Annotated in this window: 14 protein-coding genes and 1 tRNA gene; 8 read left to right on the forward strand and 7 right to left on the reverse strand. The window is 30.8% G+C overall.

The window, feature by feature from the left end; genetic code table 11:
• Nucleotides 1-107 precede the first annotated feature (107 nt).
• The 3 genes from HHX25_RS16215 to HHX25_RS16225 all read right to left on the reverse strand — a co-directional run bounded on the left by HHX25_RS16215 (nt 108) and on the right by HHX25_RS16225 (nt 2,511).
• Nucleotides 108-1,256 (reverse strand): FecR family protein, encoded by a 1,149-nt coding sequence (locus HHX25_RS16215; RefSeq protein WP_169675678.1) that lies wholly within the window; start codon nt 1,254-1,256, stop codon nt 108-110.
• 46 nt (nt 1,257-1,302) lie between these two features.
• On the reverse strand, nt 1,303-1,914 hold the full coding sequence (locus tag HHX25_RS16220; RefSeq protein ID WP_317169104.1) for an RNA polymerase sigma-70 factor: 612 nt from the start codon (nt 1,912-1,914) through the stop codon (nt 1,303-1,305).
• Between the two features lie 111 nt (nt 1,915-2,025).
• Nucleotides 2,026-2,511, reverse strand: coding sequence for a hypothetical protein (locus HHX25_RS16225; protein ID WP_169675680.1), 486 nt, complete (start codon nt 2,509-2,511; stop codon nt 2,026-2,028).
• Nucleotides 2,512-3,087: 576 nt separating this feature from the next.
• On the opposite strand from HHX25_RS16225, the gene HHX25_RS16230 reads away from it, so the two are divergent.
• The 3 genes from HHX25_RS16230 to HHX25_RS16240 all read left to right on the forward strand — a co-directional run bounded on the left by HHX25_RS16230 (nt 3,088) and on the right by HHX25_RS16240 (nt 4,510).
• A complete protein-coding gene (locus tag HHX25_RS16230) occupies nt 3,088-3,504 on the forward strand; it encodes a glycine-rich domain-containing protein (RefSeq protein ID WP_169675682.1) in 417 nt (138 codons plus the stop codon).
• Between the two features lie 65 nt (nt 3,505-3,569).
• The gene (locus tag HHX25_RS16235) at nt 3,570-4,067 is read left to right on the forward strand and encodes a hypothetical protein (RefSeq protein ID WP_169675684.1); all 498 of its coding nucleotides are present in this window, start codon (nt 3,570-3,572) and stop codon (nt 4,065-4,067) included.
• Nucleotides 4,068-4,069: 2 nt separating this feature from the next.
• Entirely contained in the window at nt 4,070-4,510 is a 441-nt protein-coding gene (locus tag HHX25_RS16240) for a hypothetical protein (protein ID WP_169675686.1), read from the forward strand.
• A 7-nt stretch (nt 4,511-4,517) separates the two neighbouring features.
• On the opposite strand, the gene HHX25_RS16245 is transcribed toward HHX25_RS16240, so the two are convergent.
• Both HHX25_RS16245 and HHX25_RS16250 read right to left on the reverse strand, forming a co-directional pair.
• Nucleotides 4,518-4,946 carry a Fur family transcriptional regulator gene (locus HHX25_RS16245; RefSeq protein WP_169675689.1) on the reverse strand — a complete coding sequence of 143 codons (429 nt, stop codon included), beginning with the start codon at nt 4,944-4,946 and terminating at the stop codon, nt 4,518-4,520.
• 264 nt (nt 4,947-5,210) lie between these two features.
• Nucleotides 5,211-5,284: transfer RNA gene (locus HHX25_RS16250), tRNA-Ala, on the reverse strand.
• Between the two features lie 201 nt (nt 5,285-5,485).
• Between HHX25_RS16250 and HHX25_RS21455 the strand changes: the two genes are divergently transcribed.
• Nucleotides 5,486-6,424 (forward strand): response regulator transcription factor, encoded by a 939-nt coding sequence (locus HHX25_RS21455; RefSeq protein WP_317169102.1) that lies wholly within the window; start codon nt 5,486-5,488, stop codon nt 6,422-6,424.
• Nucleotides 6,425-6,526: 102 nt separating this feature from the next.
• Complete coding sequence (locus tag HHX25_RS16260) at nt 6,527-7,069, forward strand: DinB family protein (protein ID WP_169675691.1); 543 nt, start codon at nt 6,527-6,529, stop codon at nt 7,067-7,069.
• Between the two features lie 151 nt (nt 7,070-7,220).
• Here the strand turns inward: HHX25_RS16260 and HHX25_RS16265 are convergent, their stop codons facing one another.
• Nucleotides 7,221-8,306 carry a helix-turn-helix domain-containing protein gene (locus HHX25_RS16265; protein ID WP_169675693.1) on the reverse strand — a complete coding sequence of 362 codons (1,086 nt, stop codon included), beginning with the start codon at nt 8,304-8,306 and terminating at the stop codon, nt 7,221-7,223.
• Nucleotides 8,307-8,386: 80 nt separating this feature from the next.
• Nucleotides 8,387-8,902 (reverse strand): SRPBCC family protein, encoded by a 516-nt coding sequence (locus HHX25_RS16270; RefSeq protein WP_169675695.1) that lies wholly within the window; start codon nt 8,900-8,902, stop codon nt 8,387-8,389.
• 474 nt (nt 8,903-9,376) lie between these two features.
• Here HHX25_RS16270 and rsgA point away from each other — a divergent pair, with 474 nt between their 5' ends.
• From rsgA to HHX25_RS16285, 3 genes are all read left to right on the forward strand, one after another.
• Entirely contained in the window at nt 9,377-10,444 is a 1,068-nt protein-coding gene (gene rsgA / locus HHX25_RS16275; RefSeq protein ID WP_169675697.1) for a ribosome small subunit-dependent GTPase A, read from the forward strand.
• A gap of 202 nt (nt 10,445-10,646) precedes the next feature.
• Nucleotides 10,647-11,474 (forward strand): RNA polymerase sigma factor, encoded by an 828-nt coding sequence (locus HHX25_RS16280; protein WP_169675699.1) that lies wholly within the window; start codon nt 10,647-10,649, stop codon nt 11,472-11,474.
• A gap of 52 nt (nt 11,475-11,526) precedes the next feature.
• Nucleotides 11,527-12,033, forward strand: a complete 507-nt coding sequence (locus HHX25_RS16285) for an SRPBCC family protein (RefSeq protein ID WP_169675701.1) — start codon at nt 11,527-11,529, stop codon at nt 12,031-12,033.
• The last annotated feature ends 38 nt before the right edge of the window (nt 12,034-12,071 follow it).

Raw genomic sequence — 12,071 nt, forward strand, 5'->3', positions numbered from 1 at the left:
CATTTTCCGGTTTTTTTTATTTACAATTGCAAACAAAAACGTAATCAAGTAGAATAATAGATGTGTTGTGTACTGAGAGAGGTTCTTATGTCATATTTAGTTTGATTTTAAGGTTTGATAGTTATAGTTTTATTTGGTTTATTTTCAATGGTATATTTTATGTCGTAATTATTCCTGAAAGTTTTAAGAATATATTCCAATGAAGCGTTATCGAACCTAGCGGTAAAAGATGTTTCATTTAGGTCTTTACTTTCACATTTTATAACTACGTTGTATTGTCTTTCCAATTTCTTCAAAATATTCTTGAAAGGCTCATGCTTAAAGCTAATAGAACCGTTTATCCAAGAAGTATGCAAAGAGACATCGACCTTCTCTAAGCTTATTGCATTATTCGATTTATTTAAATATGCCAGATGTCCAGGGGTTAATAGTGTTGCTTTTTTAGGCTTATATGTCTCTTCTTGATAGAGGCTTACAGAACCTTCAACTAACACCGTTTTCGTGTTGAGGTCTTCTGGATAAGAGGATACATTAAATTTTGTTCCCAATACCCTGATATTTAAGTCTGAAGATTTTACGACAAATGGATGTGCTTTATCCTTTGTAACATCAAAGAAAGCCTCACCGTTAATAAATACTTCTCGGTTGTGGCCTTTTATAAATTTTACAGGATATTTCATAGATGTTCCTGCATTTAGAGTTACTTGAGTGTTGTCTGATAATACAATATTAAACCGTTTTCCATAAGGAACGGTTAATGTATTATAGACGAGCTTCTCTTCGTTGGAAATATTACTATTGTTATAATTAAGCTTATTTCCTTTTTGTGTTGTTATTGTGTTACCTTTAGAATCTACAAATTGAGCATTTCCATCGTCCTGTATTATTTTAATATCACCATTTTCTAATTCTAAAGTAATCGTGTCTTCTGGTATCTCAAGCTTGTTTTCTGTGAAGAATAAATAGGAGGTTCCTATAGCGATTATAAATATAGCTGCATATTTTAATATAGATTGTTTTAAGTTTTTTGATTTGTTTTTTGAGCTTTTTTCAATATTGGTTTTATATCTAAAAAGCCCTTGGTTTGTATCTGCCGAATTTATAGTGTCATCGAAAGTAGATGCTATATGCTTAGCTTTTAAAAGATTGAATTTTTTAGCATGGTCTTGTGAAGCGTTTATCCATGCTTCTACTTCCCTTGCTTCTTCCTTAGAAGCAGTCTCATTAATGTATTTTAAGATTTTTTTGACCTCCATATTTAGCTAGCTAACTATATATAGACGATTCAAATCTAAATGATACCTAAAAATTTTTTAAAAAAATTATAAAAAGGGTCAGATATTCTTTTAAATGAAGCTTCATATGCTGCAGAGCATTAGAAATATGATTGTCAACGGTTCTTTTGGAAATATGCATGATATCTGCTATTTCTGAGTGCTTAAGCCCTTCAAATCTACTTTTTAAAAATACGCGTTTGCATTTTTCTGGCAGGGTATCAATAGCCCTTGTGATTCTTTCTTCTAATTCGGTTTCTATGACTAAAGAAGCAGCTTCATCTTTTATAAACTGGTTTCTAATAGCGATTCTTTCTTCATAGTAATTGTTAGAGAAATTAGTTTTAACCCTTTGGTGTTTTAATAAATCCAGACAGGCATTTTTTGTCATGGTGTGAAGGTAGCTGCCTAGGTTATTTACTTTTTCTAAGTTTTTTTTCTTTTCCCAAATTTTTAGAAAAACATTTTGAACAACACCTTCAGCATCTTCAATGATTCCTAAATACCCTTTTGCTATGTGTAAAAGTTTGTCATAATAGAGGCGAAATAATGCTTCGTGAGCAGTCATGTCGCCTTTTTGTAAAAGAGAAATAAAAGAATTGGATTCAATATTTTTGCTATATTTTTTCAGAGAACGTATGTCTAAGTGTGATGATTATTAAATGTTTAGAGGTTAAAACTATCTCATTTTTAATCTTAGTCCATACCTTGAATGTTTAAAAAAATACAACAAATGGTTTTAGCTGTAATTTTATTCTAGCTTGATTGAATAAACAATAGTCTCTAAAGATCCTATTTTTAAGGCACTTATTCCAGAACTTATATCTATTTCTACCAAGTTTATTCCAGAGTCCAAATCTTTTCCTTTAATTTCTGTAACAATCTGGTCTCCATTTAGTGTTTGGATATCTAAGCATGATCTACAGTTATTGAATAACGAAATTGAAATTTTGGAAATACCGGTCGAATTTCTTAAATCCAACTCTAAAAAACTGAAATCGTTATTTGTATTAGGATAAGCTAAAGCAATCCCGTTTGCCTCAGATTTACTTCGTGTTGCTTTAAATTGGTAACCATTGGCAGTAAAGGAAGTGTCATCGGTATCAATATTTAACCCATCAAGGTTAATTGTAACAGGCTCAAAGGCTTTTTCTTTATCATCACTTGAACAAAAGGCCAAAGTAAATGATATTAGGAACAGAAATAGAAATCTGTAGTTAAATAAAAGTGTTTTCATAGCATGATTTAGGTTTTATAAATTAAAAGTTAAGTCTCTTGATTCTTGTCATGTTTTTTAATTGAACTTTTTTGTTGATATCGCTTTTGGTAGCCGAACTTATTATCGGGGCTTTTTCTCATAAATAAATTCCATTTAAGCACTAAAAACAAATTCCAAATATAAATAAAAACATAGAAAATTCTGACTTAAAAATGCATATTTAAGAGAAACCTTATTGCTAGTAGAGAAGATGGGATTATAATTTGTGATCTCTTGACAGCCAACCAAGTCACCTATAACTGTTTTTTATTAAATGCAACAAAGTTGTGTTTGAGTAGGAGACTTTTTATATTGCAATACTATTGCAACAAAAAGAGCAAGCTGAAAGCCTTAAAATAGAGTAGGTATAATATTTAATTTATGTAATTATGAAAAATCAAAAAGAAGTATCAATCTCACAAATTTTAGCCGAAAAATCGAATGTGGCAGGAAGCGTACACTGTAGTAATTGTGGACATTGTTCTGCTTCATTTTAAATATGTGTTATGGTAGTACGATTTATCGTACTACCATTTTTTATGTAGATATTTCAAGATGCAAAGATTAGATAAAAATCAGTTGACAAATCTTCTTCAATTTAAAAACGAAGATATTATTTCGAGATTTACAGATATGTACAAGATAGAAGCTGAAGAGATTAATGATATTTTCACCGAAACACTCAAGTTCTTATATATAAGCCAGGTTCCAGGAGTTTTTATACCCGATGATCTTTTAATTATAGATAAAATGTGGCACAATATGATTCTTTTTACCCCAGAATATCACGCTTTTAGTAAAGCATATTTTAATACCCCATATTTTCATCATGTTCCAGCCTCAAAAAAGGAAAAAGAAGATCGAATGATTAGTGCAAAAAAGGATTCTAAAAAAGCCAAGGAAGATTATTTACAAAAATTAGAGTTCCTAATTATCCGTAACCTACGATTATTTAGGAGCAGAAACCGTTGAAAAATGGTTCAAGGTTTATGCAAAAAAAACAGCAAAGAACAACTTAAAGCATTAAGAAAATAATCATGAGTATTTTTCCAAAAAGAGCTATTCCTGGTAAAACTGTAACAATTCATTGGAATTTTAATATCTCCTCATTAAAAAATGTGCACATATTTCCTCGGGTTCGAATTGGGGTTAAAGATCCTAACGGAAATGTTACAATGCTTTTTGAAGAATACGTTTTGGGCTTGCCTAATTCGGAAGATGAGATAACGCCACAGAAGGAACGAACATTTAAATACCTGAAGAAAAATGTTCCGCTACTATTGCTGGCAGATTATTTTGACGGAATTTCTAAGAGAGAACAGTTAATAGAAAGACTTAAGAACATTCAATCAGGAAGGCATTATTATTTCACATATACACTTCCCAATGACGCTCCCTTAGGGAAATATACGTTGGTTTCTGAAGTACATAGTTCTGGAGAAATAAAATATTCTAAAACAGCAGCCGACGACTTCTTTTTTGTTGAAAAAAAACACTGGATAAGATTGAGGAAGGAGAAAAAAGAAAGGCTGTGATTATGAACTATTCACCAGAAAAGACACCTATAAAAATTGTTGCATGTCATCAAAATGAGAAAAAAGAGCTTAAAACTAAAGCTTGCGTTTTTGAGATTGAACCCCAACAAAAAACCGAAATAGAACTTACTTCAGATAAGGAGTTTTTATTATATAATGAAGAAAGGGAAGTTGTCTCTCTGACAAGCTTATCATCGTCTTATTTGCTCCGAAATCAACAAATACTGGAAATAGATAAAAAGAATGGCCCTACTTTTTTATTAAAAAAGGATAAAGCTGAAGCTTATCAATTAACAGCAGAAACAAAAACGCTGTGGAATAAATCGGATGGGCTTTTTCAAAAAGATCAAATATCAGGAAGTGAAATGGATATTTTTGAAGAAATGACTTCTGAAGAGCTGATCAAAGAAATGATAATGGGTGTTCCAGGAATTATTCATTAATTAGTTTTTAACTGGAAAGACAGGCGTGACAAATACCGTTGATGGTATAGCTTATTTTTTGTACCAAAAACTTTTCTAAAACTTGAATTTTTGGGATTTTAACATCGTCCAAACAGTAAGTTTGTGAGCATTTATCACAGATAATATGAACGTGTTCATCTGTATGTGTTTCTTCTGGGCACTCGTGGCTGCATAAGGCATACCTTATGCCATGACTATCCTCAGAAGCTTTATGCAATATACCATGCTCTTCAAAAGAACTTAAAGTTCTGTATATTGTTACTCGGTCATGGGTTATTTTCATATGAGAGATGACTTCTTTTGCCGATAATGCATAATCATAATCCATAAATATTTTAAGCATTTCTATACGCGCAGAAGTTTTTTTTAACCCATGAGACTCAAGTAGTTCTTCTATATGTTTTTGTATGTTCATGAATTATTAGAATTTGAAAAACTTAAAAAAAGATAAAGGGTACAATTTTCTTTGATTTTTAGTAGTTTCGTTTGGTTTATCCGTATTTCAAAGATACTTATTTTATAAAAAATGTAATGTTAAAGCTTTAATTATTATGCTATCTTTCGACGTTTACAGTTATTTCATGAAACACCAATCTTAATGATATGAAAGGATAATTACAAAAAAAAGCTTATTAAATAAATAAGGCAGTTATAAAAATTGTAACTGCCTTATTGCTAGTGGAGAAGACGGGATTCGAACCCGTGACCTCTTGACTGCCAGTCAAGCACTCTAGCCAACTGAGCTACATCCCCATTTTTTTAATAGAGATACAAATGTATACATTTTAATGTAAAACCCATCATTAAATTCTATGGCCGTTTTAATTTTAATATCACGTATTTCAAACTTTAATAGTAAATAAATTATAGGGCTTTAAATAATAATATATTAAAATCACTACTTTTAGCTTAACAAATATGAGTTACTTTGTTTGCATGCATTCAAATTAAATAATGAATAAAATACTTCTCTTTATATTCTTGGCTATAATAAGTATTGAGTTTAATGCTCAAACAAATATATCAGGATATACACCACTAGATAAGGGTTCAACAGAAAAGCAACAGGTTTTTTTATCCATAAAAAACACCAGCCCTTTTAAGGAGTCAAATATTATTGCCAGTGTTCAAGTAAACAACAACGGGTTTTTTAATATTGATTGTAAACTTTCAAATGAAGAAAAATTATACACTCTTTTTATAAATAAGAATAAGGCTTCTAAGAGCTTTATTTTATCAAATAATGATTCCTTAATTTTTCAGAAAAGCGGTACTCCTTTTACTGTATTTACAAACACTAACCATATAGACAAGGAGTTTCAAAAGTTTAAAAAATTCATAGAAAAACAAGATTCCAGATCAAATAACCAAACTATTTATTTAAACGAAGTTCGCAATTACACAAAGGATTCTCTTAAAATTTTAGCAATAAAATTATTAAGTATTAAAGAACTCAAAAATAAGAACTTGCTTAAAAAAGATATTTCTCTTAACCCAGAATACTACTCAAGTCTGCTTGAGGAATTGAAACGAAGTGATATTAATGTCAGCGAATATGCATTTCTTGAAAAAGATTTGGCATTTTATAATTTGAAAACTATAGAAAGTAAATATTCTTTCAGTAAGTTAATGAATACCATTTTGGTATTCCTATTATTAATATTAACAATCTATATTTTTTCATTTAAAGTTACGCATAAGAAAAAAGGAACTTACGAATTAAGCAAACAGGAATTAAATGTTAAAAAGCTTATACTTGAGGGAAAAAGTAATAAAGATATTGCTGACAACTTATTTATTAGCTTAAGTACCGTTAAAACTCATATTACCAATATTTATAGCAAACTCAATGTTTCAAACAGGACTGAATTAATCTCTAAATTCAAAAATTAATACGGGTACTAGCACCTTAATCCTACCCTGTTAAGGCCATACTTCTCTAATGATTTATATTCTTTTGTAGAAGTTTACTACTTAAAAAGAAACAACATCATTATGAAAAGAACATTTGTAATAGCAATTGCTATAATGGTTAACTCCATGATATCTTCACTGTCTGCGCAAGAAGGTAATTTTATTAAGGACTATTTAGAACGATTGGAAAATTCTCGAAAGTATTTAATTAAAGTGGCTGAAATTGTGCCAGAGGACAAATATGATTTTAAGGCATCCTTAGAATCAAAAACCTTTGCAGAAAATTTAATGCATATTGGAGCTGCGATGGACTGGCACTGTCAGTCATTATTAGGAGGAAGAAACCCCAGAGATTTTAGCACCGATACTACGTTCCATATTGAAAATAAATCCAAAGAAGAAATGATTGCAATTATTAATAAAACATTTGATGACACTACAGAGTGGATTAAACAATTTGATACCTCTCAACTTGATGACAAGCTGGATTATTTCGGATTGAATAGGTCAAAGCGACAAATACTATTATTGCTTGCAGACCATATAACTCATCATAGAGGTCAAATGCTAGTTTATTTGAGATTAAATGGGCTTGTTCCGCCTGATTATACTAAGTTTCAATAGCTCAAGTAGATTGAATTTTAGATTTAGGAATACATTATTTAAAATGTTTGAGATCTAGATCGTTGAACAAAAACTATTCGAAGAATACAACAAACAAAAATGGACAGAGTTAAAAAAACTTATTTATGCAATATTTAGCTAAATAGTATAATTATTTACCAAAATATTCGGTAGGTGTTTTACCCGTTATGTCCCGAAAGGCTTTGTAAAATGTTGATTTAGAACCAAACCCCGATTCCTGGGCAACACCATAAAGTGTAAGGTTTGAATTGAGTTTACTTTCAACCCGTTCCATAAAATCCTTTACACGATAATAGTTTACCCACTCAAAAAAATTGTATCCAAACCCTTCGTTGACAATTCGTGATACATCGGGTTCCGAAATTTGAGTCATTTTGGCAATGTCTTTACGTGTTAGCTTGGTATTTAAATAAGGTCTTTGTTCTAGCATTAAAAGCTCAAGTTGCTTTTTAAGTCTAGAGATATCAGCCTTTTTAAGTTTTGAAGAGCTATATTTTTCTAGCGTTTCCTCTAGATAAAATTGATTCGGATTTTGTAATAAGCTGTAGGCAATAAAACAAATTGTTAATGAAAGAGCTCCCCAAAACATACCATAGTCCAATATAGAGGCATAGTTGAAGAAAACACCTCTTATGTAATAATAAATCCAAAATAGATATCCTAAACCCAAAAGAGTTAAAAACCTGACATAATATTTATTCTCTACTTGAAAACTTAACCTATTGGTGATTTTTCCAAAGAACTTTTTGGTTAAAATTATAGAACTAACATAGTATACCAAATGATATAAAATACCTATGGCCATAAAAATCCTAAAAAGACGCTGAGCATCTTCAGTTTGAAAAGATGCCCTAATATTCTCGTTAGGATTTAAAAGACCAAGAACAATAAACCCACCTTGAACCAATGCAGGAATAAAATGAAGCAGATTAATAAGCTTAAGTTTATTATTAAATTGATCTTTTAGGTATAAAAAATAAGTTACAGGAAGTGTATAAATAACAATATCTGCAATTCCCATCCAAGTAGGATTACCACCATTTAAAAACTCAACATAACTAAATCGACCCGTTTGCCCAATAGTTAAGAAGAGAATCATCCATATTAAATATCGATTTTTTCTATGTCGAAGTTTATGATTACTAAGTATTATAAGTAGTAAAAATACACCTTGAAGAATTCCGAAAATTATTAACCACTCAAAGACTTTAGCCATGATTTTAGTTGATTTTTTTCAAATAAAAGAATAATAATTGAGGCTAGCATATTTTTTTACTAGCCTCAACAGATAAATTACTACTTATTGGCAGTCATAGCGACTTGGCCAATGAAATCGTTAAAACCATATTCGGTGGCTCCACGAAACTGCTCTTCGGTAAACCGTGGGTTTTGAATAAAAGATGTGTATGATGTAGACCAAACCACCTTAGATTTATTGTCTCCTAAATCAACCACTTTAAATGTGTTAACCATATCCTTTGCTGGAGCACCTTCAACAACTGCATAACTATATGTGCGTTTTACATCATCAAATTTCACTATTTTTTCCTTAACATAAAATCTATTTTCATTTCCATAGCATACACGCTCACCACCTACGCCGTGCTCGCCAGTCCAAACAACTTTATCTATTTGAGGTGAGAACTTGTCAACATTGTCCATTTGTCTTAAAACTTTCCACATTTTATCGGCTGAGACACTTACAACCTTACTCACCGATATTTTAGAGTCTGAGTCTTGTGCACTTAATGCATTAGTAAATAAAACTAAAAATAAAGTCATTATTACTAAATTGATACTTTTTGTTTTCATTGTTTTTCAATTTTAAATTTATAAAAGATTATCGAAGAATTAACTTCGAAACAAACCTATACATGAAGATTGATGCTAGCAAGAAATCAGAGTCTATACAGGTTCGAATTCTGAAATCGAACAGGTTTAGACCTAAAAACACAATATTTTTTATATTTAAGTCCCTGTTATTTTTATTTCTAACAAGTTTAAAATATGGTGTTACTTTAATTTCATAATTTTGTACAGTTATTAAATTTATGCAAAAAACACTTTATATATTCTTATTGGATATTGTTAAATAGATAGTCAATAATTTATTGGCTATCATCTTCAACTCGAATAATCTTTCGAGACACACTTTTATTACCCAATTTTAATAAATACGCAGACTTTGTAATTAAAGCATATAGATGTATTCATTACAATAACATGAATATAAGCTTTCTTTACGTGTACGGTTTGTGATTAACAATACCAATAAATACAAAGAAAATGAAATTAGAAGACTTAGGATATAATAATAATTTTGAAACATTGAGAGTGAAGCAAAAACTAGATGATTTTGAAATTGGAAGAATAAGATCTGAACATAAAGAAAGATACATTGTAATGACCCAGAAAGGCGATTTTGAAGCAGAAATTACGGGAAATATGCAATATACAGCGAAGAGTAGGGAAGATTTCCCTGCAGTAGGAGATTGGGTTGCATTAGCAACTTACGGTTCTAATCTTGGAATAATTCATAAAGTATTGCCAAGGTTCTCAGTTATTAAAAGACAAGCTGTAGGCCATGTTGGAGAAGTCCAAATAATCGCTACAAATATTGATTATGCATTCTTAATCCAATCTGTCGATAGAGATTTTAACATAAACAGACTTGAAAGGTACTTAACAATTTGTAACTCATCTCATGTTACCCCAATAATAGTATTGACAAAAACCGATTTAGTAGATGAAAAACATATTTCTGAAATAAAGAATAATCCTAGACTTAGTATAAAAAAAGTTTTGGTGCTTGCCCTAAGTAACGAAACCAAATACGGATATGAAACGCTGATAAGTACAATTAAAAAAGGTAAAACATATTGTATGCTAGGATCTTCAGGAGTTGGAAAGTCTACCCTGCTAAATAATCTTTCGGGAAGGAATATCATGGAAACTGGCTCAATTAGTCAAAGTTCAAATAGAGGAAAACATGTTTCGAGTCATCGAGAATTGATCGTTCTTAAAAATGGCGGCATATTGATTGATACCCCAGGAATGCGGGAAATTGGAATTACGGATGCAGTAGCGGGAATAGAAACGACATTCGATGAGATTATGAGTCTTTCTGAAAAATGTAAATTTAGAGATTGCACGCATACAACTGAAATCGGTTGTTCAGTTCTTAAGGCCTTAGAGGAAGGTAGACTAGAAATAAAATCCTATGAAAATTACCTAAAACTGCAAAGAGAACAAACGCATTTCGAATCAGCCGTTGCAAAGAAACGCAAAGCAGATAAAGCGTTTGGTAAAATGATAAAAATTCATAAAAAAATGAAAAACAGAAATAAATACTAAACAAAATTGTCAAATAAAGATTTATGAGCATTTCAATGTTTCATTTAATACCTCTAAGAATTCATTATGAAAATTAATTTATAGGGTTTATTTTTAATCCTTGTTAAACAAATTGTATGTGTCTCATTTCGATAAACGTTCTTTTAAGGGAGTATTAAAAAACAAAACATCCCTACTAAGATCTTAAATTAAATTGAAATAAATGAACCGAAACTATCTAGATGAACAGTTCAATAGCTTTAAAAATGAGCTATCCTCTTATGTCTTTAGGCTAGTAACAAGCAAAGAACTTACCGAAGATATTGTCCATGATACCTATTTGAAGGTCATTGATAAAATGGAATCTTTTGGAGAGCGATCATCATTTAAAACCTGGGTTTTTACCATAGCAACCAATCATTCGAAAAACATTCTAAAACGTCAAAACAAATGGGTTGAAAATGCTCAGGATTATGGGGCGATGTTGCATGTGAAATCTAAAGAACATTGGGATGCTTTTCAAAATGTATTTAGCGCCACGCCCGACCAGTTATACGAAATAAAAGAGCATCTCAATTATTGCTTTAATTGTATGAACAAAACCTTGGAAATTGAACAACAAGTCTGTTTGCTTTTAAAAGAAGTTTATAGTTTTAAGGTTTCGGAAATTATAGAAATTACAGGATTAACAGAAGGAAAAGTCAAACATGCTATAGCCAATGCACGTAAGGTTTTGATAAACATTTTTGAACATCGTTGTGCATTTGTGAACCAAAAAGGAACGTGTCACCAATGTAGTGAGCTTACTGGTATGTTAAACCCAAAGCAAGATGTACACATGAAAGCTAAAGCACTAAAACTATCAAAAGCTAAAAATAAAGAGAACAAGGAGCGCCTTCTCGATTTAAGATTGGAGCTGGTAAGTGTTATAGATCCTTTAAACTCTAAGAATTCGTTGGTAACGACTTACTTTTTAGAAAACTCAGAAAAGTGGGTAAAAGAAGGAAAACAAAAAAAAGTACTGGAAAATCCGTCCGAAACAAAAAGCTAATTTGTCTAAAGCTATATGAGTTTAAATCACTACGTAAACAACATTTATAGTTATGACAAAATTAACAGCACCATTACAATTAGATCAACAGATTATTATCAATGCAACCCCAGAAAAAGTATGGACGGTATTTAACGACCAATCGTTGCTTACAAAATGGACACAGGATGTTCAGTATTCCCAATTTGAACAAAAAATGGCTGCTCCCGGTCAGCTTAGAAAAAATGAATGTATAGTAAACGGAAAAAAGGGAACCATAGAAACCAGATGTGTTTCTATGACGGGGCAAGAAAGAGCAGAATTTATTGTGGAAAAAGATACTTTTGGGATGACTAAAATGCTTCAAAACATGTCCTTTGCTGCCGAATTTCATAGTCTTGATAGCAATAAAACGAAGTTTGTTATGAAATCCCATTACAAACCAAAAAACTTTTTACTTAATTTGATGAATGGTTTTATTAAAAAGAAAATGGGTAAGGAAGTTGATATTATGCTTATCGGTCTTAAAAATTATATTGAAAAAGGAGCCGTTAATAAACTAAATCCGATAAATCAATAACTATTTATATAGCTTGCCTTACGATGTCTATAGAGTAA

The organism is Flavivirga algicola, from assembly GCF_012910715.1.
GTDB lineage: Bacteria > Bacteroidota > Bacteroidia > Flavobacteriales > Flavobacteriaceae > Flavivirga > Flavivirga algicola.